Below are 24003 nucleotides of genomic sequence, written 5' to 3'. Positions count from 1 at the left end.
GCCTAGGTGTTCGGCGCCTTCGATGGGTTGGGACCGAATGTCGCATCGGTCGCCTCCTTCTTCCTATCCAGCAGCCAGCGCGCGCAGCCGACATCGGTGACCAGGACCTTGGCCAGGCCGCCGAGCAATGCCGCGTGGATGGCTTGATGCTTGATCTCTCCGCCGGAGACCAGCACCGCTGTCCGGCAGGCCCGGACCGCGTTCAGGGGCACCGAGACCGTGCGCGCGGGTAGATCGCCGCCCGCATCGGTGCCATCGCTTCTGAAGAACCGCCCGCCGATTTCGCCGACCGCGCCGCGTTCGTGCAGTTCGGCGAGGGTCCTCGCGTCGAGGTATTCCCCGGCGTACAGGGTGGTCGCCGTGGAGGCCGTGCCGACGCCGAAGGCCATGACATCGGCGGCCGCGCCGATCGAAAGCGCCTGTCCCACCGCGGAATCCTCGATCAATGCCTTGACCGTGGCCGGATCGGCGTAGAGCGGGGCGTACAGCCGGACGGGGGTGGCGCGCAGGACTTCGGCGCAGCGGCCCAGGGTGTAGTCGATGCCGGTCTGATAGTCGGCGGCGGTGAACGCGCCGTCGAGTTGGACCACCCGTGCGCAGCGAGTTGCCCTGGCGCGCAGGGCCTTCGCGATCGCCACGGTCTCGGGGCCCCAGGTGAAGCCGAGGACATCGTGCGGTTGTAGTCGCCGCACCAGGACTTCGGCGGCGGCGCGCCCCAGCACGTGATCGCCCGGAGCCTCATCCCCGCCGGGTGCGCCGACGACGCGGGCCTCGGTGAGTCCGAAGCGCTGTTCCAGCTCGTGTTCCAGCTCCGTGTGCACGGTGTCGCGCAGCTCGCCGGGGAGGGTGATCTCGATGCGGACCAGGCCCTGGGCGCGGGCGCGGGCCACCAGTCGGCCCGCGGTGGCCCGCGAAACGCCCAGCTTGGCAGCGATTTCCGCCTGCGTGGCTCCCTCGAGGTGGTAGAGCTCCGCGGCCCGCAGGGTCAGCCGCACGTCGTCCGACGTGGTGGGTGGGGGCGGGTCGAGCGTCACGGCGGTTCCTCATCGGTGAGCAAATGCTCAACGTGTGAGCGATTGCTCATGAAGGTATCATTCGAAATGTGATGCACGCAACAATCATTCGGGGCGGTCATGACTGAACCCAACGAGCGCAATCTGGCGGCAATCGCGAACCGAATTCCGGTCCCCACCTACGATCGAGAGGAGATAGGCACGGCCATAGTGCATTTCGGCATCGGTGGCTTCCATCGCGCGCATCAGGCGTGGTATCTGGACCGATTGCTGGAACAGGGCGGATCGCGCGACTGGGGAATCTGCGGGGTCGGCGTGCTGCCCGGCGACCGCCGCATGCGTGACGTGCTCGCCGCACAGGACGGTCTCTACACGCTGTGCGTGGCCGAACCGGGTGGCGAATGGACGCCTCGGGTGATCGGGGCGATCGTCGAATACCTTTATGCGCCCGATGATCCCGAAGCAGTGGTCGAGACGCTGGCCGATCCGAACACCCGCATCGTCTCGCTCACCATCACCGAGGGCGGATACCGCCCGGAGCTTGCGCAAGACGCCACGGCCGTCAGCGTATTCGGCCTGGTGACAGCGGCTTTCGCGCGCCGCCGCGCCCGCGGCCTGCCGCCGTTCACCGTAATGTCCTGCGACAATATTCCGGACAATGGCGCGGTCGCTCGCGAGGCCTTCGTCGCCTTCGCGCGGCGGCAGGATGCCGGACTGGCCGAGTGGATCTCGCGTGAAGGGGCCTTTCCCAGTTCGATGGTCGACCGGATCACCCCGGGCACCACCCCGGCGATGATCGCCGAATTGCGGCATCGGTTCGATATCGCGGACGGCTGGCCGGTCCTGACCGAGCCCTTCGATCAGTGGGTGCTGGAGGACGAATTCCCGTTGGGCCGACCGGAATTCGACCTTGTCGGCGTGCAGCTCGTCACCGATGTCGCGCCCTACGAGTTGATGAAGCTGCGCCTGCTGAACGGCGGCCATCAGGCACTCGCCTTCCTCGGCTACCTGGCTGGCCATCGCATGGTGCACGACGCGTTGGCCGATCCACCGCTGGCACGGTTCCTGAGCCGGTATCTCGAGCGGGAAGCGCGGCCGACCCTGCGCCCGGTGCCCGGCATCGATCTCGCCGCCTACTGCCGCACGCTGCTGGAGCGATTCGGCAATCCGGCCATTGCCGACACCATTGCCCGCCTGTGCGCCGACGCCTCGGAGCGAATCCCGAAATGGGTGGTGCCGGTGATTCTCGATCGACTCGACCACGACGGCGATATCGACTGCGGCGCAACCGTCCTCGCCGCCTGGGCCCGCTACTGCGAGGGCGTCGACGAGCAGGGCGATCCGATCGAGATAGTCGATCCGCGCCGAGACCGACTACTGGCCAACGCACTGAGCCAGCGCCACGACCCCCTGGCCTTCCTCGCCGACCGCGACCTTTTCGGGGACCTCATCGACAACCCGCGATTCGTCGCCTCCTATCGGAAGGCCCTCGACTCCCTGATCACCCGCGGGGCCACGGCAACCCTCACGGAACTGATCGGCGAGTAGTGCTGTGAGCTGCTCGGATTGCCTCGCGGAGAGGTCCGTGCCAGCCTGGTCCCAGAAGGAAGCCCCGCCGAGGCGCGCCGCATGCGCGCGGCCGGTCCGGGCGCTGGAGGAGGACGCCGTGCGGCACCAAGCCGGGTTGGAGGAGGTAGCGGTGCTGCGGGTCAGCATCGAATTCACCGATAGCGAGTATCGATCCGTCGATATCAGTTGGTCGCTGTCACCCGAGGCGGCGGCGCATAAGCGGCTGGAGTGCGCCCGCGTTTTCCTGATAGCCCTCGACGGCACACCGGCACGGACCTACCTGGACATTGTGGACACCCACCCTCGGGCATCGGTACGACTTCCCGGCGGATTGTCCCCCGGCGAATACGCCGTCGAGATCGACGCCTATGGCAGCTCCAGCTGGGGCGACGGCCGCCTGGACGCCCACGGCCGAAGTCCCTCGTTCACCCTGTAGATCTCATACCGATCGGGTATCGCGCAGGAGAAGACGGTCGAGCAGCCATGCGGCCGCCACCATCATCAGCGCGCCATCGAAGTAGTGGAAGGCCATCGCGCCCAGGTAGCTCGGGCCACCCCAGGCATTGACGGTGAAATTCGGGTCGAGGCCGCCGAGAACTTGGATGCCCATGCGGAAAGGGCCGAACAGCAGCAGCGCGGCGGGTGGGATCGCGGCGAGCAGACGGAAGATGGTTTTCGGCCGCCGCGGCACCGAGGCGAAGGTGTATCGAATCCGGTGTGCCGCAGACTTTCCGAGCGGTGCGAGGAGCACGATTGGCGAATGTGGCTGCGCGCGGCGGCGTTCGATGACGATGAAGATCGTCGAGGCGACCAGCGCCAGAATGATGTGCTGCCACAGTGCGTCCGTGCCCGGGACAAAGGGCTGCCGCTCCGGAGAGCGCTCCAGATAGGTCACGCCGCCCGCGATGACACCGGCCAGGAACAATCCGGAGGCCAGCGCGACGAGCGGAATCGACAACTGCCGGGCAATGGTGGGCGTGGTTGTGTTCACGGCGTTCAGAATCGTCGGCGCGGGCCATTGCTGTCGTCGGGCCGAGAGCTGGTTCGGAGGTCATCCCCGGGGTGGATGCCGCGCGCTCGTCCATCTCCGGGATGACGCGGGTATCGGACTCGCGCCGGACTCGGACCGCGGGTGTGGGGGATTACGGTCGGGATATGACCACCGCACTGTCCGCCGACCAGCGGGAACCGCATTCGCCACCAGCGCCTCGGTGGCGTCGTCCGGATCTGTGGCCGCATCGGGGCGAATCCGTGGATGCGATCGACGCGCTCATCGCGCTCGCGTCATTCGCCGTATTCACCTTGCCGATTCTGGTGGGTTGGACGGACGGGGTCGGATCGAAACCGGCCATCGCGGCGTTCGGGGTGCTCGCCGTCGCGCCGCTGCTGGTTCGGCGTCGTTGGCCGATGGCGACGCTGGTGGCGGTCACCGTCGTCATTTGCCTGGCCTCGCTGTGCGGGGTTCGGTTCACGCTGTGGGTGAGCAATGCGGGACCGGCCATCGCGGTCGCGGTGTTCACCGTGGCGGATCGACTGCCGCGCAAGGTTTCGCTGCTCGCGACCGTCGCCGCGGTGCTGGCCACCATTGTGGCCGCCCAGTTCGATATGGCCTGGCATCCGGATCAGGACCAGAACATGGTTCAGCTCGTGGCGGCCGCGCCCGCATGGCTGCTCGGCTACCTGCTGCAAACCCGTCGCGGGTACGGGCGGCAGCTCGAGGCCGAGGCGCGCGGGCAGGTTATCGAGCGGGAACGCCGGGTTCGGGCCGAGGAGCGGCTGCGGGTATCGCGGGATGTGCACGACGTGCTCTCGCACACGCTCAGCATGATCGCGGTCCGATCCGGGGTGGCGCGCCTGGTCGCCGATGAGCAGCCGGACGAGGCGAAACGCGCGCTGGCGGCGATCGAGACGGCCAGTCGGGAGGGGCTCGGCGAGCTGCGGCGGGTCTTGAATCAGCTCAGAGATGATGTGCCGCAACAGGATCAGAGCGAGCCGACGCTGGAGGCGGTGGCTCAGCTGGTGGCGGAGACGCGGCATCCGGGTCTCGCCATCGACTATCGCGCGAGTGGGCCGGTCGCGGCGTATCCGGCCTTGCTGGAGACTTCGGCGTATCGCATCGTCCAGGAGGCGCTGACCAATATCGTCAAGCATTCGCACGCCTCGCACGGCTGGGTCGAGGTGCGTCACGCGGCGGAGGAGTTGACGATTTCGGTTTATGACGATGGGAGGGGCGGGCCTGCGAGTCCGGATGCCGGGCAGGGGCTCGGGCTCCTCGGTATGCGCGAACGGGTCTCGCTGTTCGGCGGAACGCTGGAGGCCGGTCCGCGGGCGGAGGGTGGATTCGGCGTCGTCGCCCGGATTCCGATCGATCGGGCCGCCGATGACCACTGAGCCGCAGGGCCGAATCCGGGTATTGATCGCGGATGACGAGGCCCTCGTCCGCGCGGGCTTCCGCATTCTCGTCGATTCCGCCGCGGATCTCACCGTCATCGGCGAGGCCGCGAACGGCGCGGAAGCGGTCCATCTGACCCGGCAATCGCATCCCGATGTCGTGCTCATGGATATCCGCATGCCGATCATGGACGGCCTCGAGGCGATGCGGCATTTGGCGGCAAGGGAATTCGAGGCCACCCGCGTCATCATCGTGACAACCTTCGATCAGGACGAGCACGTCTACCGGGCCTTGCGCAGCGGGGCCAGCGGCTTCGTGCTCAAAGACACTCCGCCCGAACAGTTGCTGCACGCGATTCGAGTGGTGGCGGGCGGCGAGGCCTTGCTGACGCCGAGCATCACCCGCCGCATGATCGGCGAATTCGTGCGCCGGGCACCGGTTTCCGAGATGCGCGACACCCGGCTCGAACAGCTCACCGACCGTGAACGTGAGGTGCTTGAGCAGGTTGCCGCCGGACGATCGAATGCCGAGATCGCCGCGGTGTTGTTCGTCAGCGTCGCCACGGTGAAAACCCATGTGGGACGCCTGCTGACCAAGCTCGACGCGCGTGATCGGGCGCAGCTCGTGGTGTTGGCGTATGAGACGGGAGTGGTAGCGCCCGGCGGCAATCCGGGGCACCGATAGTTCCGTTTGGAAATCCGGCAATTCGCACCCGGTCTGACCAGCACAATCGAGGTCGGCTGCCTCACAGCCCCATTCGATGAGACCCCCGCGTGGCGAGCGGATATGCTGCACCACAAGATCTGCCGCGACGCGTCTTCGCGGCGGCGGGTCGATCGTGGGGACGCGGCTCGAGGGGCCGCACAACAGAAAGGCCGAATTGGATATGCGTGGCGTGGCTGTGCGAGGGGCGCAGGAGCGCCGACACAGATCCCGGGGTGGATGGCTCAAGCGGTCCGTGATCGGAGCCGTGGTGGTCGGACTACTGCCGTTCGGGGCGTCGGTGGTAGCGGCCGGACCGGCCTCGGCTGATCTTGATCCGTCGGCGATCGATTTCTGGGTCGACTCCAGCATGGGCAAGATCAAGTCGCGGGTCGTTCGCGCGGCCGACGGCAATACCGACCGGGTGGTGTACCTGCTCGACGGTGAACGCGCCCTGAGCAGCGGCAATGGCTGGGAAGTGCACACCAGCATTCCGGCCGAACTGGCCAAGTTCAATATCAATGTGGTGATGCCGGTCGGCGGCATGTCCAGCTTCTATGTGGACTGGGATCAGCCGAGCAGCTTCAGCGGCTACAACCCCGACTCGAACGGCCTGCCCGGCGCGGACTCCGGTTCGGCCATCGCGGGCTTCGACGAGACCATCGGCAAGACCAGCACCTACACCTGGGAGACCTTCCTCACCCAGAACTTGCGTGACGCGCTGCGGGATCGCCTGGGCTTCAGCACCTCTCGCAATGGCGTGTTCGGCCTGTCCATGGGCGGCGGCGCGGCCCTGATGCTGGCGGCCTACCACCCCGATCAGTTCAACTACGCCGGTTCGCTGTCGGGCTACCTGTACCTGTCCGCTCCGGGCATGCGCGAGGCGATCCGCCTGGCCCAGCTCGCCGCCGGCGGCTACAACGTCGACTCCATGGCCGCCGCGGGCAGCGCCAAGTGGGCGCGCATGGACCCGTACCAGTTCATGCCGAACCTGATCGCCAATAACACTCGCCTCTACATCGCCGCGGGCAGCGCGGTTCCGGCCAACCAGGATCTCTCCAACTCGGACGCGATCACCCTCGGCATGCCGCTCGAAGGCATCGCCCTGGCTAATACCCGTGCCTTCCAGTCGAAGCTCCAGGGCCTCGGCTACGACAACCTCACCTACGACTTCCCGAGCATCGGCGTCCACAACTGGGGCAACTGGGAACAGGTAGCCAAGCGCCTGGGTCCCGACCTGGCCCAGAACATCGGCAAGCCACTACCCCCGGGAGCCCAGCCCGGCCCGCCCGCCGACGGCCAAGGCCCTCCCGGTGGCGGCGACGGCCCTCCGGCCAAGTAACAACCCCGGAGGCCCCGAGCTCTCGGCCTCTTGGTTCGCTTTCCGACTTCGCCCACGTAATCGCATTCGATTACGTGGGCGAAGTGCTTGGAATACAGGTGAAGTCGGCGCAACGCCTCGGCCGCCGGTGCACCCTGCATGCTTCTTGCTGAAATGCGCTGGGGCGCACCACCTGTTGGTGGTGCGCCCCAGCGCATTCGGTGAGTGGGTCCGGGACGGTCTCGGTCGGTGGACCTTGAACGTCTCGGATCAGCGGAGCTTGATGGGGGAGTCCTTGCTCATGCCCCAGCGGTCTTCGACCTGCACCTTGACGGCGGCCGCGGGGGCCTCGGTGTAAGGGGTCAGGCGTTGGAGTTCGCCCCAGTCCCGGGTCCAGTCATGGTTGAGATAGGTGGGGACTGGGTGGGACTGGGTGAGGAGGGTGATCCAGCCGAGGGGGCCGCCATTGGCGTCATTCTGCCAAGTTTCGGAGACCTGGGAATTGAGCTTGTCCGGGGTGATGCGCCAGCTGGGGAGCTGGGCTACGCCGTCGGTGGTGTCGAGGGGGTGCTGGCACGGGAAGGCCAGGCCCACATGGAAGTCCGTCAGGACCGGGTCCGTGCTGCCCACCACGGTATTGAGGGTGTCCAGGCGCGGGAGGCGAGGTGGGGTGACGGCCAGCCACTGCTTGCCGGTCGGGTCGTCGGTCTTGGCGACCAGGCGAATCGCATTGGTGCCGCGGGGAATTCGATCCAGGCCGATCGGCAGGTTGCGCCAGGCGGGAGCGCCGCCGACATTCGGGGGCACCAGATCGCCGAGGGCCTGGATGGTGCCGTCGTCGGCGCGATGGGCGAATTCCAGCTTCAGCTGCTGGCCTTCGACCTTCTTGCCGTCATCGTCCACGGCGGCGATCTTGCCCGCCACGGTCAGCACCAGCACCTTGTAAGTGGAATCCTGCTGCACCGCAGCCGGATCCAGCTTGTACCACTGCGTGGTCAGGTGTCCCGGCTGCTGCTGGCTGACCGGCTGGCCGCCCGGCTGCTGACCGCCCGGCTGTTGTCCGCCGGGTTGTTGTCCGCCCTGCTGGCCACCGGGCTGGCCGGGCGGCTGTGAGCCGCCCGTGCTGCTGCCCAGTACGGGTGTACGAGCCGGATCCAGGCCGAACGGCAATGCCACTGTGCTGCCATTGATTCCGGGCTGAGTATTCCCGCTGGGACCACTCGGGCCGCCGGGGCCGCCACCGGGACCGCCGCCGGATCCACCGCTGGGCGGCGGACCGGACGGGCCGTTTCCGCCACCGGGCACATCCCCGGGTTCAGGGATCAGACTGCCGACACCATTGGCGGTGAAGCCGGTGTTCTCGGCGGAGAGACCGTCGGCAGCCGAGCCGGTGTAGGGCTGTAGTAGCGAGTCCGCCGTATTCGTCTCCACCAGAACGTCATCCGCCAGCGCGCACGGCTTACCTTGCAGAGTGCGCAGATTCGACGAGGCAACCGAATAGGCCGGGTGCTGGGAGACGGCGGCCGTGATCATCGACGCCAATTCGAACAGCACCAGCGCGGCCGCGGCCACGGTCAGCGGCCGCATGGCAATCCAGTCGAAAGCCCGTGCGCCAGTGGCATTTCCGGTCGGGTGATACCGCTCGAGATAGTACTGCCGAGCCGCCACCGCCAGGCACAGCACCGCCAGCACCAGGAACAGCGTCGAGAACCCCGCCCCGGCCAGCGTCGGCGCATGCGCGGCCCACGGCACCCCGTAGCCGGACACATACCACCAACCATTCGTCCCCGCGAAGGTCACGCCCAGCAGGAACAGCACCCCCGCCGCGAACAGCGAACGGTTGTACCGAGCCCGAATCGCATTGCTGCCCACCGCAACCGCGGTCACCGCCGCCAACGCCCCCGCCAGCCCCGCGTACACACCGAAATGATGCGTCCACTTGGTAGGCGTGAACATCATCAGCAACAGCGACATGAACACAATGGCAAGCACCCGAGCCACCGGCCCGCGCGCGGTATCCGGAATCCGCCCACCCTTACGCAGCGCCACCAGCACGCACACGCCCAGGCACAACAGCATCCCGATCACACCGAACCGCCGAGCCAGCGACCCATCCGGATTCTGCGACAACAAGGTCTGCCACCGAACGATCTCCTCGAACCACGAGTAATCCGGCCCGATAACCTTCCGCACCCGCACAGCCTCGAGCACCGTCGCCAGCGTCTGATCCGCGAACACCACAACCAGCACAAGCACGCCCGCGGCCACAATCGGCGCCAGCATCGCGCCGTAGCTCAACAGCCTTCCCGCACGCCCGGAACCGGCTTCGGCATGAGTGCGGGCGGAATCAACTCCGGACCGAGAGCCGTCGGAACCCGACGCCGCTCTGGAACCGCCGGAACCTGCTCCTGCTTCGGTACTAGTGGAATCGGCTGCCGCCAGGGAGCCGCCGGAACCCGCTTCCGCATCGGTAGTGGTGGAACCGGCTGCCGCCCGGGTGCCGCCGGAACCGGGTTGGGTGCGGGTGTCGGCGAAACCTGCGCGGGCGCGCGTGCCGATTGTTCTGAGTACCGGCCACATTCCGGCGATCAGGGCTGCCAGGCAGATCAGGCCGGAGGGGCCCGCTGCCAGGGAGAAGGCCGCGATCAGTGCGGCGATGGCGGCTGGGAGTAGGCGGCGGGTGGCTATGGCGCGTTCGATGGAGCACCAGGTCAGGAGTGCGCCCAAGGCGATCAGGGGTTCGGGGCGGAGGCCGTTGTTGTAGGGGAGCCAGAAGGCTAGGAAGACCAGGCCCGCTGTCCAGAGGGCCGCGGCGCTGCCGCGTACTCGGGAACCCAGGCGGGGTAGTACTTCTCGGCTGATGACCCACCAGCACAGGACTCCGGCCAGGAGCGACGGTAGGCGCATCCAGAGGCTGGCCTCGCTGACTCGGGTCATCTGGGCCAGGATCTCGTATGGCCAGCCGAAGGGGGCCTCCGCGACGCCGAACCAGCGGTAGTAGTTGGCTGTGTAACCGGCTGCCTTCGACGCTCGGGCCATGGTGAGGATGTAGCCGTCGTCGGAAGTGTTGGCGCCGATCACATGCCAGACGCCCAGCGTGCCGATGACCACGGCGTCGGCGAGGGTGAAGCGCCACCAGCGGGCCGGGAGGAAGCGGCGCGCGCGGCGACCGTCACGAGTGTCGATGAAATGCAGGCAGATCAGGGCGATCAGCGTGCACAGCACCGCGCCGATAATGGCGGCCAGCTTGAGCGGGGTCGGGCTGGAGGAGAAGCGCGAATCCAGTTCGGCGTGCAGGCGCGAATTGTCGAGCCGCATGCGGTCGAAATCGGTGTAGATGCCGACGATCTGCGGGCGCACGTCCTTGGTGATCGTGGTCCGGTACGGGCTGCCGTCACTGCGCAGGACGCCGGTCAGCTCGGCGGTGGTGGTATCGGAATTCGAGTGGATGGCCAGCGCTCCGCAAATGGTGGCCGGTGGCGCATTCGGGTCCGAGGCCGGTGGCGCACCGGGCGCGGTCGCGCTGCCATCCTGGGCCGCACCCGTGGTGGGCGGCGTCGAACCGGGCGGCGGCGTCGATCCGGGTGGGGGAGTCGATCCGGGAGGAGGCGTGGAACCCGGTGGCGGAGTTGCGCCAGGCGGCGGAGTTGCGCCGGGTGGTGGGGTCGATCCGGGCGGGGGAGTTGCGCCGGGCGGCGGAGTGGATCCGGGCGGCGGCGTCGAACCCGGCGGCGGAGTCTTCCCAGCCGCGGGCCCCATACCGGCCGGATCAGCGCCGGGCGCACCGACTCCCGCCGGAGTCGTGCCTGGTTCGGGCGCTTTCGCCACTCCGGTGATATCGGCGAGCGAGGCCGTCAGCAGCGGAATATCGCGCAGCAGCACCGAGAGCGTGCGCCCGCCATCGGAGTCCGTGATCCGCACCAGCAGGCCCTTTTCGGCCGCGCCGGGCGCTGTCGAGGGAATCGTGGACAGCACGGTCCCGCTGGGCAATCCGCGCAGCACCGTGCACGGCACGCTCAGATACAGATTGAGCGGCACGTAATCCACCAGCGGCGCGGTGACCTGAACCGTCTGCTCCTGCGGCCAATCCAGGCTCGTCCGGTCCTGCCGCACCGGCAGCAGCGGTGTCAGCACCGCCAGCAGTATGCCGAGCACACCGGCTATGAGACCGATCAATCGAATCCGCAAGAATCCCCCCGAAACAACACGCACGAACGCCGATGCTAGCCATAGTTCGGTGCGATCAACCACTCACGACGGAGCCGGCGGGCGGGCATAGGCCCACCGCGCCGGCTCCGATGTCGTGAGTTCGCGTGCTCAGGAGGGTTATCGGCCCAGCTGGTTGCAGGCGCCGGTGCCGCTGGCCTCGCCGACCACCGGCGGCATGCCGAGGATGGTGCAGTAGGCGCCGGCCGGCATCGGCTCGATCTTGATGTCGGAGCCGTTGATGCAGTTGATGAAAGCCGGGTAGCCCTGGATCGCGGTCTGCACCTGCTGGTACTCGCCACCGACCTGCTGGCACACCGAGATGGCCTGGGAATCGAAGTCGGCGGGGTTGCCAGCGCTGGCAGAGCCGGTGCTGACAGCGGTCAGCGCCGCCGCGGCGAAGCCCACGAGAGCCGCAGTACGGACGTTGATCATGGTGAATCTCCTTGATGTTGGGAGGCTTTGGTTCCGGTTCCCGACCTCCGGACACGGTACGGGGCGATCGCCCGCCCGGCCAAGCCTTCCTGCTACCCATCGGGAAAGTTTGGGGAGAAACCCCTAATGATCACCGCGAAACATTGCGGTCGAACACGTCGGCGTGTGGCGTTAGTGTCGGGCTGTGCGTGACGACTTGCGGGTGGATCTGGCGGGCGCGATCGAGTTGGCGGGGGTGGCAACGGGATTCGATTGGACATGGGATATCGCCGATATCCAGAAGTTTGCTGACGCGGCGGGGTGGAGCGGGCTCGAGCCGGGAACCGATATGGGTCAGGGCGGTTGGTTCGCCTCTACCGGCCTCGACGTGTGGCAGGGATCGGCGATGTTCTGGTGTGGGGATGAGCGGCTCGCGTACGTGCGAGTCGCCCTCAGCAGCCCGGCCTATGAGCATGACCCGGAGACGCCCGATACCGTGCGTGCCGCCTTCGATACAGCCGTCGCGGAATTCCACAGGGTCTGGGGTGATCCGGTGCAGGCCACGGCCGGACCGGAGCAGGGACCGTGCTGGGCGTTCCCGAACCTGTTCGCCGGAGTGGTGGTCGGCCCCCAAACAGTGGATCTCATGCTGATCAGCCCCGCGGAACAGCAGTACTGGACCGAGAAGAACGCACGGCGCACAGCGTGGAACACCGAGCTCAGCGCCTGGGAGCTGTTCACCGACAGCCTCGCCGCATTCCTGGACGGCTACCGCGCCGAAGGCACCAAACTGATCATCAGCGCGCCCGGAAATCGGTACGCGCAATTCGCCTTCGATGACGGCGGCCTGTATGCCGAACTGGCCGCCGCCGAATTCATCGAAGACGACTACCGGTATGGGCCACAGGTCGAGGCCGCGCTGATCGCGGACGGCTGGATGTGGCCGGAGCCGGACCGCAACTGGTCGCGGCAGCTGTCGAAACCGGTGAACACCTTCGGCTACAACGAATTGGCGGGCATCGTCGTCTTCGGTTTACAGGCACTGGGCATCGAGACACCGGACGAACTGCTGGCGGACGCGTGGATCGACGGCTCAGCCGACACCGTCGATCTCTCCGGATTGGGCATCCCGCCACACCCGAACATCGGTCCCCGTCGGGACCGGCAACGCGCGGCATCCGGTATTCGGATCGAGAGCGACCCGGAGGACGACCTGGCCGTGGATGTGCCCGGCGCGATCCGCATCGTCACTGCGGCAATGGCTTTCGAATGGACCTGGACCGAGGCTGACGCGGAGCGATTCGCCGCCGATGTCGGCTGGGCGCACGATGGCGATCTGTACAAGCAGTCCTTGCTACGCATGCGGACCGATCTGGAGATCGACGATCCGCAAGCGACGTATTGGTTCGAGGGCGAGACGCTCCGCAGGGTCGAATTCGCGGTCAGTGACAATGTCGGCCACCTCGACCCGGGCGAGGAGAACACGTACGAAGAGGAGCTGGTCCGGATCGCGTACGACTCGGTCCTCGAGGGGCTGCGAGAGGTCTGGGGCGCGCCGGTCGGGTATGGCACCGCCGGTTCCGGTTCCGGTGCGGTCTGGGAGTTTCCGGGTTTCGCACTGCGGGTGGAGAAGAGCGGAGAGTCGGTCGAGATGAATCTGCTCGGACCGGCCGAACGTAAACGCGGAGTCACCAATGACCGCAACCACATTGCCCATCGCGCGCAGGCCCGCGGCTGGGATCAGCTCGTCGAGGATCTGTCCTTCCTGCTCGCCGAAGACCTATCCGTCGGCGCGACCCTGATCGTCGGCGCGGAGGGCAACAAGTACGCGCGGATCACTCGTGAGCCGAAGGGCCTGCACGGCGAACTCGGCGACCGCATCGCGGATCCGCTCTGGCGATTCGGTTCCAGCACCGAGAAATACATGATCAAGTGGGGTTTCACCCCGCCCGATGACGAGCGTCCGAACTGGCGAATCGATCTCGCGCTTCCGGCGACACTTCGGGATTGCCGTGAATTCGCCCGCTTGCTCGTCTGGGGCGTGCGCACCCATGGCGGGCCGCTCGCCGAGGTCACCGTGCGCGGTGAGGGCCTCGACCTATCGGCCTTCGAGAGGTAATCGAACTACTGCGCGCGCAGAACGACTATGCCCGGCACGGATTGGACGTAATCGCTGAAGGAGGAGTCGACGACCTGGTTGTTCGCCGCCAGGGAGGAGGCATTGCGGAAGGCCGGGCCGCTCGCGGTATTGACGAAAATGCCCACGTGCGAGACATCCAATCCCGCGACATCGGTGTACGCGCCGATGTAGTCGCCGGGGCGGAGCTGGTTGATGACGTTCTGGTCGACCGAGCCGCTCGGAATATAGGTGATGGCGCGATCGACCACCGGGATCCCCGGAAGGTAGCGGCTGCCATCGGGCTTGACATTGAGTTGCTTGCCGACGGTGACCGTAGCGGGGGTCAGGCTCGCGGTGATATCGGTGGCGGCGACCCGGTCGGTCTGCGCCCAGTCGGTGAAGAAGTGCTTGCGCTTGGTGAAGTCGACCTGGCCGCCGGTGTAGCGGGTCTGGATCAGGTTCGCCACGAACTGGTTCCGGTCGGTGGATCGGGTGAGCGCTTCGACATAGTCGAGGTAGGTGAAGCAATCGACCGCGCGGAAGTCGATGACCAGCTGTTCGGGCTGCGAGGCGGAGCCGATCAGCATGTTCGCGCCGTAGGGGGTGCCGAGGAAGCGGCTCGACAGCGATGTGATCAGATCGCCCTTGCTCGCGAGCGGCTGCGTGGCGCGCAATGCCAGCAGCTCGTCCAGCTTTCGCGAGGTGGTGTCATCGAGATTCGCGGAATCCGGTGTCGCGACGGCCGCGGGCAATGCCGTGGCCAGACCGCAGACCAGCGCCACCATGACGAGCAGAACGCGGGCAATGGTGCGCGCTGTGTTCATGTGAAACGCCTCCGGCAGGGTTAACGGTCGGACAAGATCGACCCCCACGGTAGCCGGGCCGTGGCCCCGCGACCACACCCTTGACCTCGAGTGAGGTTGAGGGACGAACCTGAAGACATGACTCAGACCGCAGAATTCTGGAATTCCGTCTATGACAATGACACCGCACCCTGGGTGATCGGCGAGCCGCAATCCGCGATCCTCGAGCTGGAACGCGCCGGTCGGATTCGCGGTCGCGTCCTCGATCCCGGCAGCGGCGCGGGCGAGCACACCATCCTGCTCACCCGCCTGGGCTACGACGTGCGCGGCATCGACCTGTCACCCAGCGCGGTCGAATACGCTCGCCGCAATGCGGCCGCCCAGGGCGTCCCCACGGCCCGCTTCGACGTGGCCGACGCCCTCGACCTCGCCCACTCGGCCGCACTCACAGAGGAGGACGGCACCCCACCGGAATTCGACACCATCGTCGACAGCGCCCTCTTCCACGTATTCGGTGACGCCCCCGAAGCCCGAGCCGACTACGTCCGCAGCCTGCACGCGGTCACCAAACCCGGCGGTCACCTGCACATACTCGCCCTCTCCGACCGCGAGCCCGGCTTCGGCCCACGCATCAGTGACACCATCATCCGCGAATCCTTCACCGACGGCTGGGAACTCGAAGACCTCCAACCCACCACCTACCGAGGCCGCGTCACCGCAGCGATCGCCGCCCAATCCGACCTCTACAAAGGCCAAGAGGGCCTCGTCGACCTCGCCGCCTGGCTCGCCCACATCCGCCGCCTCTGAAACCGGGCATGTCCCAGACCTGAAGGCCGCGGCCAGGTTTGAGGTTGCCGGTCGCCGTCTCACCGCAGCGATCGCCGCCCAAACGACCTCTATGACTGGCAGGAGGGCCTCGTCGACCTCGCCGCCTCTGAAACCTATGGCCGGTCCGTCTCCGCTGGTCTCGTCGTTGCGGTCGGTTTCGGACGCCGGAGGCGGTGTCGCGTGGCAGTTGGATCTGACCTCGGCGAGATTCGAAGGCCGCGGCCAGGTTTGGGGGTGTGGTGTGGTTTGCCGGTTATGGCCAGATTTGGGGCGGTGGATCTTTTCGGGGGTGCCGTGGGCTTGGACAATGGCGGGATGACTGCTCTCTCCAGTTCCACGCTGTTACCGAGTTCCGTGCGAGACGCTTTCGCGCCGACCGTCACCTACTTGAACACGGCCAGTTGCGGTTTGCTGCCGACGACGGTGCTGGCGGCGGTCACGGCGGCCGATCAGCGGCGGGCGAGTGGCGAGTTCGATATCCCCGGCGTCGATGCGGCTATTGCCACGAGCCGGGCGGCCTATGGGCGGCTGGTCGGGACGGATGCCGATCATGTGGCCATCGGTACTCAGGTTTCGCAGCTGGTCGGCCTGATCGCGGAGAGTCTCCCGGAGGGCGCGAATGTGCTTGTGCCCGAAGGGGAATTCAACTCCGTGCTCTGGCCGTTCCTGGCCCGGCCGGACCTGAATGTCCGCACGGTTCCGCTGCGTGAACTCGCCGATGCCATCCGTCCGGGCGATGCGCTGGTCGCCGCCTCGGTGGTGCAATCCGCCGACGGCTCGGTGCTCGATATGCCCGAGGTGGTCGGCGCGGCGCATGCGCACGGCGCGCGGGTGCTCTTCGATCTGAGTCAGGCCGCCGGATGGCTCCCCGTGCATGACACCGGTGCGGATTGGCTGGTCTGCGGCGGCTATAAATTCCTGCTCGGTCCGAAGGGTTCCGCCTTCCTGTCAGCCACCGACGAGGCCTTCGATTCGCTGCGCCCGATCGGAGCCAGCTGGTACTCGGGCTTCGACCCGTGGCAGACCTGCTACGACGGCCCCCTGCGTCAGGCCGACAATGCCCGCCGCTTCGACCTCTCCCCGGTCTGGCCCTCCTGGATCGGCCACGTTCCAGCCTTCGAACTCCTGGAGTCGGTCGGCATCGAGGCCATCCACCGGCACAATGTGGCCCTGGCCAACCGCCTCCGCGCGGGGCTCGGTCTCGCGCCGGGCAATTCGGCCATCGTCTCCTTCGAGGCCGCCCCGGAAGCCGCCGCCCGCTTGCGCGCCGCGAAGGTGATCGGCGCGATGCGTGCGGGCCGCCTCCGCCTGGCTGTCCACCTCAATAACACCGAAGCCGATATCGACCGAGCCCTCGACGCGCTGGCCGGATAGCCCGCGACCAACCGGGTAGTTGGCCGAAGGTCGCTACCCTGGGGCCAATGGGTGCCCCTGCTATCGCATTGGTGAACGTCGCCGCCGATCTGGACGCGGTGACCACGATCGGCTCGGAAGACGATCCGGCGGATGCCGGTCTGACCAGCGCCGGAATCGAATCGGTGTGGGAGTCGGTGCGGGCGTGGTACCGGTTGGGGACCACACCCGCCATCCAGGTCTGCCTCCGCCGCAATGGGAAGGTCGTACTGAATCGGGCGATCGGCCACGGCTGGGGCAATGGCCCGGGCGACGGACCGGATACGCCGCGAATCCCGGTGACCACGGAAACCCCGTTCTGCGGATTCTCCACGGCCAAGGGCGTCTCGGCGGCCCTCATGTTCATGCTCATCGAACAGGGCGCGTTTCGGCTGAATGATCCGGTGTGCGAATACATTCCGGAATTCGCGGCCAACGGCAAGTCGGCGATCACCATCGGCGACGTACTCACGCATTCGGCAGGTGTGCCCTTCGTGACCGGGCCGTACCGGGGATACGAACTCGTGGTCGACGAGGACGTCGCAACCCGAGCGCTCGCCGATCTGAAGCCGAGCTGGCGACCGGGCCGATTCCGCGTCTATCACGCGCTGACCAGCGGGTTGATCCAACGCCTCCTGGTACAGCGGGCTACCGGCAAACACATGCGAGACCATCTCGCCGAGCAGGTCCTGGACCCACTCGGCTTCCGCTGGACCAACTTCGGCGTCCGCCCCGAAGACGTCGACCTGGTCGTCCCGAGCGTCAAGGTGGGCCCGGGCCCCTCCCGCGTCTGGAGCTATTTGGCGAGCAAGGCCCTCGGCGGCGGAATGAACGGCGCGATATCCGAATCCGCGAACCGCGCCTTCCTCACCGCCGAACTCCCCTCCGGAAACCTGGTCACCACCGCCTTCGAACTCTCCCGCTTCTACGAAATCCTCACCCGCGGCGGAGAATTGGACGGCGTTCGCATCATGCGCCCGGACACTCTCCACTCGGCGATCCAACCCGCGAAACGCATCCCCGGCGTAGCGGGCCGAGTAAGCCGAGCCGGTTACGAACTCGGTTCCCGCCGCTCGAAGTTCGGGCCCTACACCGAATCCCACTTCGGCCGAAGCGGTCTCACCACCCAATACGGCTGGTCCGACCCTGCCCGAGCCTTGTCCGGAGCAATCCTCACCAGCGGCAAGGCGACCGCCGACATCAACCGCCCCTGGAACCTGGTCGCTCAAATCTCCGAAGCCGTTCCCCACTCGGACGGCTCGGCCTTCGGCCATCGCTTTCATTAACCGCACCGGTTAGAAACACGACTCGGGGAGCTCGTGTCCGAAGCGCACGGCAGTACGGATATAGCGTGGTTGCGTCGCCTGCCGTACCCGACTTTGGCTCCCCAGCCCGGAGCCGTCACCTCTCGTCCCAGCCTGGCTGGAAGGTTGTGGTCCCGTTCCGAGACCAAACACCAAAGAACTAAAGACAAAAGGGACAAGAGACAAGAGCGCCTGGACGAGCAGAGAAGAAAAGACTCGAGAACAAGACTCGAGACCCTCCAATCCCGGGCCGAGGGGCCGGTTCTCGGCGTGTCGTTGCGTGTCGGCGCAGCCTCTTCGCCGAGGGGGGACATGAGCCGGGGTTTTGTCCGGTTAGACCAGCCTAATGTCCCTCCTGAACGTGTTCTACCTCTGAGACGCGCAGCGGTGGGGCCTTGGGAGGCCTTCAGAGCTGCTCGTTGGTCTTTGTTCTTGTCTTGTTTCTCTTGTTTTGTCTCTTCTTGTCCAGGCGTCCTTGTCTTTATCTCTCGTCTTCGTCTTTATCTCTTGTCTTCCCCCGCCGACGCAGTCGGCGAGCGCCCTCCGATGGTGGCAGTGAGAGTGGCTGCGGTCGCACGGACCTGGGAGGCCAGTTCTGGCCAGGTCTCTCCGCATTCGACCCCTTCCTCCGCACAGTGATGCCGCAGGGTCGAGCTGATTGCCGCGATAGGTCGTGCCCCATGGTCGAAGACGGCCGCTGCGACGGTGGCGAAACCTGGCGTGACGTGCCCGTCTTCGACCGACCAACCTCGGGTCTTCTCGGTTCGCAGGATATTTCGGAGATCTCGAAGGTCGCGTGGGCCTCGGTCGGTTCGCATGGGGAAGGCGGCGGGATTGGGGAAGAGGGCCCGGACATGGGTGGGGGCGAGGTGGCAGAGCATTGCTCGGCCTGTGGCGGTCAGGTGGGCGGGGAGGCGGACGCCTACGTCGGTGACCAGGGTTTGGGGGCGGGCGGGGCGTTGTTCGATCAAGTAGAGGGATTCGTTGCCGTGGAGGATGCCTAGGTGGCCGGTGCCGCCTGCGGCGTCTACCAAGGTCCATAGGAGGGGGGCGGCTACTCGTTCGAGGGGGTCGTGGCGGAGGTAGGCGGAGCCCAGTTCGAAGGCGGCTATGCCTAGCCCGTAGCGGCGTTCGGCGGGTAGGTAGGTGACGTATCCGGCCGTGCGCAGCTCGTTGAGCAGCTGATATGTGGATGAGCGGGGGAGGTCTAGTTCGCGGGCTATGACTGCGGCGGGGACCGGGTGGGGGCGTTGGGCTAGTAGGTCCAGGACTCGTAGGCCGCGCCGCAGGGCTGGGATGTCACCGCTCATACTGTCTGAAATACCAGACGAAACCCGGTCGTGGGTGCTCGCTACCGGAGGGCGAAGGGGCTGGAATGGTGGCCATGAGGCGAATCGGAACGCAGCGGGCATGACGAGTATCGGGATTCGGCGGGTGCTGGTCGGTGCGGGGGCATTGACATTGGCGGATGTGGTCGCGGTGGCTCGTGAGGGTGCGCGGGTGGAGCTTGATGCCGAGGGGCTGGCTCGGCTTGGGCGGGTGCGGCGGCATATTGATGAGCTGGCGGATAGTGAGCGGCCGGTTTATGGGGTGTCTACCGGATTCGGGGCGTTGGCGTTGCGGCATATTCCGCCGGAGCGGCGGACTGATCTGCAACGGTCGCTGATTCGATCGCATGCGGCGGGGGCGGGCGCGCCGGTGGAGCCGGAAGTGGTGCGGGCCATGATGTTGTTGCGGTTGCGGACGCTGATGAGTGGGCATACCGGTGTGCGTACCGAGACCGCGCAGGCGCTGGCGCAATTGCTGGACAGCGGGCTGATTCCCGTTGTGCCGGAATATGGTTCGCTGGGCTGCTCGGGGGATTTGGCTCCGCTGGCGGCGGTGGCACTGGCGCTCATGGGGGAGGGGGAGGTGCTCGGCCCGGATGGGCCGCATCCGATCGTCTCCGCCATGGCCGAACACGGGCTGAGCCCGCTCACGCTGGCCGAGAAGGAGGGGCTCGCGCTCACCAATGGCACCGACGGCATGCTCGGAATGCTCTTGCTGGCCATCGCGGATCTGCAGCGGCTCTTCGATATCGCCGATCTCACGGCGGCTATGAGTGTGGAGGCGCAACTCGGCACCGACCGGGTGTTCGCGGCCGACCTACAGGAGTTGCGACCGCATCCGGGACAGGCCGTCTCCGCTGCGAATATGCGTGCGGCACTGGCTGGTTCGGAGATCGTGGCCAGTCACCGTGGCGAGGATTGCCCGCGCGTGCAGGATGCCTACTCGCTGCGCTGTGCCCCGCAGGTGCACGGCGCGGCTCGCGACACTCTGACCTACGCCGAAACCGTCGCCGAACGCGAATTGGCTTCCGCCATAGACAATCCCGTCGTGCTCGCGGACGGTCGGGTGGAATCCAATGGCAACTTCCACGGTGCGCCCGTCGGCTATGTGCTCGACTTCCTGGCGATCGCCATCGCGGATCTGGCCAGCATTGCCGAGCGCCGTACGGACCGCATGCTCGATGTGCATCGCTCGCATGGGCTGCCCGCCTTCCTGGCCGCCGATCCGGGCGTCGATTCCGGCTATATGATCGCCCAATACACGCAGGCGGGAGTGGTTTCGGAGCTCAAGCGGTGTGCCGTGCCCGCCTCGGTGGACTCGATTCCCTCGAGCGCCATGCAGGAGGACCACGTGTCCATGGGCTGGTCGGCCGCACGCAAGCTGCGCCGGTCCGTGGACGGGTTGACCACGGTCCTGGCCATCGAACTGCTCACCGCCGCACGCGCTCTCGACTTCCGGGCGCCCCTGGAACCCGCGCCCGTGACCGCCGCGGTCCGAGACCTGGTGCGCAGCGTGGTGCCGGGGCCGGGACCGGATCGGCATCTGGCACCGGATATTGCCGCCGTGACCGATCTGATTCGATCCGGAGCGGTGAATCACCTTCTTGTTCAGGGGGTTTAGCGGCCATGACCAGAATCATTCGAGCTGCCCGCGGTTCGACTCTCACCGCCCGCAGTTGGCAGACCGAAGCCGCACTGCGCATGCTGCACAATAATCTCGACCCCGAAGTTGCCGAGCGCCCGCAGGATCTCGTCGTCTACGGCGGTACCGGAAAGGCGGCCCGGGACTGGAACAGCTTCGACGCCATCGGCCGCACGCTGACCGACCTGCGCGAGGACGAGACGCTTCTGGTCCAATCCGGTAAGCCGGTCGGCGTGCTGCGCACCCACGAATGGGCTCCGCGCGTGCTCATCGCCAACTCGAATCTGGTTCCGGACTGGGCGAATTGGCCGGAGTTCCGGCGACTGGAAGCGGCCGGGCTCACCATGTACGGCCAGATGACCGCGGGTTCCTGGATCTACATCGGTACCCAGGGGATTCTGCAAGGCACCTACGAAACCTTCGCCGCGGTGGCGGCCAAGAGATTCGGCGGCAGTCTCGCCGGAACACTCACCGTCACAGCCGGTTTGGGCGGCATGGGTGGCGCGCAACCCCTGGCCGTCACCATGAACGGCGGGGTGGCGCTGTGTATCGAATGCAATCCGCGCCATGCCGAAAGGCGGGTCGAGACCAGGTATCTGGACGAGATCGCCACGGACCTCGACGATGCCCTGGTGCGGGTTATGGCCGCCAAGCGCGACCGGCGTGCCCTGTCGGTCGGGGTCATCGGCAATGCCGCCGAAATCCTGCCCGAGCTGCTGCGCCGCGAGGTCGAGGTGGATGTCGTCACCGATCAGACCTCGGCGCATGACCCGCTCACCTATCTGCCGATCGGCATCGCCCTCGAGGACTGGGACGACTACGCGAGCAAGAAGCCGGACGAATTCACCCGCCGCGCACGGGATTCCATGGCCATCCACGTGGGAGCCATGGTCGGCTTCCTGGATCGCGGGGCCGAGGTCTTCGACTACGGCAACTCGATTCGCGGCGAAGCCAAGCTGGCCGGGTACGACCGCGCCTTCGACTTTCCCGGATTCGTGCCCGCCTACATCCGCCCGCTCTTCTGTGAAGGCAAAGGCCCCTTCCGCTGGGTGGCCCTGTCCGGCGATCCCGCCGATATCGCGGCCACCGACCGCGCCATGCTCGAGCTCTTCCCGGAGAACGAGGCCCTGGCCCGCTGGATCCGCCTGGCCGGGGACCGCGTCGCCTTCCAGGGTCTGCCCGCCCGCATCTGCTGGCTCGGCTACGGCGAACGTCACCAGGCCGGACTGCGCTTCAATGAAATGGTCGCCAGCGGTGAGGTTTCCGCCCCCATCGTGATCGGCCGCGACCACCTCGACTGCGGTTCGGTGGCCTCCCCCTACCGCGAGACCGAGGCCATGGCCGACGGCTCGGACGCCATCGCCGACTGGCCCCTGCTCAATGCCATGGTCAATACCGCCTCCGGCGCCACCTGGGTCTCCATCCACCACGGCGGCGGCGTCGGCATGGGTCGCTCCATTCACGCCGGTCAAGTCACAGTCGCCGACGGCACCCCACTCGCGGCGCAAAAGATCGAACGCGTACTCACCAATGACCCGGGCATGGGCGTACTCCGCCACGTCGACGCGGGCTACCCCGAAGCCGACGCCGTAGCCCGCACGCGGGATGTGCGTATCCCTATGTGGGAAAGGTGAGTCGGTGAGCCCACGATTCGAGGATGCGGCGCAGAAGCTCGCATCGGCCAATGATCTGCTGGCCGAGATCGCGCGGGTGGGCGCGGATCGGGCGCGGGGTGGGTACTCGCGGCATGTTTTCACCTCCGCCGATGCAGAACTGCGCGAATGGTTTGCCGGTGCGGCGCGGGCGCGTGGGCTGCAGGTGCATACCGATCGGAATGCCAATCTGTGGGCCTGGTTCGGGGCACCGGGGGTGGATGCGGTCGTTACCGGGAGCCATCTGGATTCGGTGCCGGGTGGCGGTGCGTATGACGGTCCGCTGGGGGTGGTGAGTGCGCTGGCCGCGTTCGACCTGCTGCGTGCGGAGGGGTTCGCGCCACGGCGGCCTTTGGCGATCGTGGTGTTCGCCGAGGAAGAGGGTGGGCGGTTCGGGGTGCCGTGCTTGGGGTCTCGGCTGTTGACCGGCACTCTCGAGCCGGAGCGGGCGCTGACACTGCGCGATGGTGACGGCACCACCTTCGCGGATGCCGCGCGAGCCGGTGGGCACGATCCCGGGCATTTCGGCCGCGATACCGAAACCCTCGGGCAGATCGGCACGTTCGTGGAACTTCATGTGGAGCAGGGGAGGGGACTGATTCACCTGGACGCACCGCTTGCGGTCGGCAGCAATATCATTCCGCACGGCCGCTGGCGGTTCACCTTTACCGGTCAGGGCAATCATGCTGGGACGACGCTCATGGATGACCGGCGCGATCCTATGATGCCCGCCGCCGAAATGATCGGCGCGGTAAGGCGTTCGGCGGCCGCGGTGCCTGAGGCTCGCGCGACTGTGGGCCGTCTGGTGCCGACACCCGGCGGCACCAATGTCATCGCTTCCCAGGTCGATGTCTGGCTGGACGCCCGGCTGCCCGAGCCGGGCAGTGTGCGCGACTTGGTCACGGAGATTGCTGAGAAGGCCAGGGCCGCCGCTGAACTCGAAGGCTGCACAGTCGACGTGCGGGAGGAGTCCTACGAGGGCACCGCCGTCTTCGATCCGGCGCTGCGGGACCGGCTCACCGCCATGCTCGGCGGCGCACCGGTGTTGCCGACCGGTGCCGGTCACGATGCCGCGGTGCTGGCCCCCTTCGTGCCCACCGCCATGCTCTACGTCCGTAACCCGACCGGAATCAGCCACGCGCCACAGGAATTCGCCGAGCCCGGCGATATCGACCACGGCACCGTCGAATTGGCGCGCGTACTGCGGAGCCTGGCCGGATGAGCACGTACTGGTGCCCACACGCCTGGCTGCCGAGGGGGGTGGCGGCCGTGGTGCGCATCGACATAGCCGACGGCACGGTTGAATTGGCGCGCGTGC

18 protein-coding genes are annotated in these 24003 nt (G+C 67.0%); 12 read left to right on the top strand and 6 right to left on the bottom strand.

Annotated elements, in window-relative coordinates; all coding sequences use genetic code 11:
- Nucleotides 1–2 precede the first annotated feature (2 nt).
- Nucleotides 3–1034, bottom strand: a complete 1032-nt coding sequence (locus AB0N05_RS15695; protein ID WP_364693454.1) for a sugar-binding domain-containing protein — start codon at nucleotides 1032–1034, stop codon at nucleotides 3–5.
- A gap of 99 nt (nucleotides 1035–1133) precedes the next feature.
- Here AB0N05_RS15695 and AB0N05_RS15690 point away from each other — a divergent pair, with 99 nt between their 5' ends.
- Both AB0N05_RS15690 and AB0N05_RS15685 read left to right on the top strand, forming a co-directional pair.
- Entirely contained in the window at nucleotides 1134–2561 is a 1428-nt protein-coding gene (locus AB0N05_RS15690; protein ID WP_364693451.1) for a mannitol dehydrogenase family protein, read from the top strand.
- A 37-nt stretch (nucleotides 2562–2598) separates the two neighbouring features.
- A complete protein-coding gene (locus AB0N05_RS15685) occupies nucleotides 2599–3018 on the top strand; it encodes a hypothetical protein (RefSeq protein ID WP_364693448.1) in 420 nt (139 codons plus the stop codon).
- A gap of 3 nt (nucleotides 3019–3021) precedes the next feature.
- Here the strand turns inward: AB0N05_RS15685 and AB0N05_RS15680 are convergent, their stop codons facing one another.
- Nucleotides 3022–3573, bottom strand: coding sequence for a hypothetical protein (locus tag AB0N05_RS15680; RefSeq protein WP_364693445.1), 552 nt, complete (start codon nucleotides 3571–3573; stop codon nucleotides 3022–3024).
- A gap of 164 nt (nucleotides 3574–3737) precedes the next feature.
- Between AB0N05_RS15680 and AB0N05_RS15675 the strand changes: the two genes are divergently transcribed.
- The 3 genes from AB0N05_RS15675 to AB0N05_RS15665 all read left to right on the top strand — a co-directional run bounded on the left by AB0N05_RS15675 (nucleotide 3738) and on the right by AB0N05_RS15665 (nucleotide 7018).
- Nucleotides 3738–4973 (top strand): sensor histidine kinase, encoded by a 1236-nt coding sequence (locus AB0N05_RS15675; RefSeq protein ID WP_364693442.1) that lies wholly within the window; start codon nucleotides 3738–3740, stop codon nucleotides 4971–4973.
- Nucleotides 4963–5658, top strand: coding sequence for a response regulator transcription factor (locus AB0N05_RS15670; RefSeq protein ID WP_364693439.1), 696 nt, complete (start codon nucleotides 4963–4965; stop codon nucleotides 5656–5658). The genes AB0N05_RS15675 and AB0N05_RS15670 overlap by 11 nt, the downstream gene beginning before the upstream one ends.
- Before the next feature lie 274 nt (nucleotides 5659–5932).
- The gene (locus AB0N05_RS15665; RefSeq protein ID WP_364693436.1) at nucleotides 5933–7018 is read left to right on the top strand and encodes an alpha/beta hydrolase family protein; all 1086 of its coding nucleotides are present in this window, start codon (nucleotides 5933–5935) and stop codon (nucleotides 7016–7018) included.
- A gap of 249 nt (nucleotides 7019–7267) precedes the next feature.
- On the opposite strand, the gene AB0N05_RS15660 is transcribed toward AB0N05_RS15665, so the two are convergent.
- The gene (locus AB0N05_RS15660; RefSeq protein ID WP_364693433.1) at nucleotides 7268–11209 is read right to left on the bottom strand and encodes an arabinosyltransferase domain-containing protein; all 3942 of its coding nucleotides are present in this window, start codon (nucleotides 11207–11209) and stop codon (nucleotides 7268–7270) included.
- Between the two features lie 114 nt (nucleotides 11210–11323).
- Nucleotides 11324–11638: a hypothetical protein gene (locus AB0N05_RS15655; protein ID WP_364693430.1), complete on the bottom strand. Its 315-nt coding sequence runs from the start codon at nucleotides 11636–11638 to the stop codon at nucleotides 11324–11326.
- Between the two features lie 184 nt (nucleotides 11639–11822).
- On the opposite strand from AB0N05_RS15655, the gene AB0N05_RS15650 reads away from it, so the two are divergent.
- Nucleotides 11823–13736 carry a DUF6301 family protein gene (locus tag AB0N05_RS15650; RefSeq protein WP_364693427.1) on the top strand — a complete coding sequence of 638 codons (1914 nt, stop codon included), beginning with the start codon at nucleotides 11823–11825 and terminating at the stop codon, nucleotides 13734–13736.
- 5 nt (nucleotides 13737–13741) lie between these two features.
- On the opposite strand, the gene AB0N05_RS15645 is transcribed toward AB0N05_RS15650, so the two are convergent.
- Entirely contained in the window at nucleotides 13742–14560 is an 819-nt protein-coding gene (locus tag AB0N05_RS15645; protein WP_364693424.1) for a DUF1460 domain-containing protein, read from the bottom strand.
- A 117-nt stretch (nucleotides 14561–14677) separates the two neighbouring features.
- Between AB0N05_RS15645 and AB0N05_RS15640 the strand changes: the two genes are divergently transcribed.
- The 3 genes from AB0N05_RS15640 (at nucleotide 14678) to AB0N05_RS15630 (ending at nucleotide 18045) form a co-directional block, all read left to right on the top strand.
- Nucleotides 14678–15346: a class I SAM-dependent methyltransferase gene (locus tag AB0N05_RS15640; protein ID WP_364693421.1), complete on the top strand. Its 669-nt coding sequence runs from the start codon at nucleotides 14678–14680 to the stop codon at nucleotides 15344–15346.
- Nucleotides 15347–15682: 336 nt separating this feature from the next.
- A complete protein-coding gene (locus AB0N05_RS15635) occupies nucleotides 15683–16741 on the top strand; it encodes an aminotransferase class V-fold PLP-dependent enzyme (RefSeq protein WP_364693418.1) in 1059 nt (352 codons plus the stop codon).
- A 47-nt stretch (nucleotides 16742–16788) separates the two neighbouring features.
- Entirely contained in the window at nucleotides 16789–18045 is a 1257-nt protein-coding gene (locus AB0N05_RS15630; RefSeq protein ID WP_364693415.1) for a serine hydrolase, read from the top strand.
- A gap of 518 nt (nucleotides 18046–18563) precedes the next feature.
- On the opposite strand, the gene AB0N05_RS15625 is transcribed toward AB0N05_RS15630, so the two are convergent.
- Entirely contained in the window at nucleotides 18564–19373 is an 810-nt protein-coding gene (locus tag AB0N05_RS15625; RefSeq protein WP_364693412.1) for an IclR family transcriptional regulator, read from the bottom strand.
- A 100-nt stretch (nucleotides 19374–19473) separates the two neighbouring features.
- Between AB0N05_RS15625 and hutH the strand changes: the two genes are divergently transcribed.
- The 3 genes from hutH to AB0N05_RS15610 are packed head-to-tail and all read left to right on the top strand — an operon-like array spanning nucleotide 19474 to nucleotide 23907.
- The gene (gene hutH / locus AB0N05_RS15620) at nucleotides 19474–21012 is read left to right on the top strand and encodes a histidine ammonia-lyase (RefSeq protein WP_364693409.1); all 1539 of its coding nucleotides are present in this window, start codon (nucleotides 19474–19476) and stop codon (nucleotides 21010–21012) included.
- A gap of 5 nt (nucleotides 21013–21017) precedes the next feature.
- Nucleotides 21018–22667, top strand: coding sequence for a urocanate hydratase (gene hutU, locus AB0N05_RS15615; protein WP_364693406.1), 1650 nt, complete (start codon nucleotides 21018–21020; stop codon nucleotides 22665–22667).
- Between the two features lie 4 nt (nucleotides 22668–22671).
- Nucleotides 22672–23907: an allantoate amidohydrolase gene (locus AB0N05_RS15610; RefSeq protein ID WP_364693403.1), complete on the top strand. Its 1236-nt coding sequence runs from the start codon at nucleotides 22672–22674 to the stop codon at nucleotides 23905–23907.
- Nucleotides 23908–24003: the final 96 nt, after the last annotated feature.

Origin of the sequence: Nocardia sp. NPDC051030, from assembly GCF_040683015.1 — a bacterium.
Taxonomy (GTDB): Bacteria; Actinomycetota; Actinomycetes; order Mycobacteriales; family Mycobacteriaceae; genus Nocardia.
The sequence above is the reverse complement of the archived record's forward strand: the minus strand, read 5'-3'. Positions and strand labels throughout refer to the sequence as shown.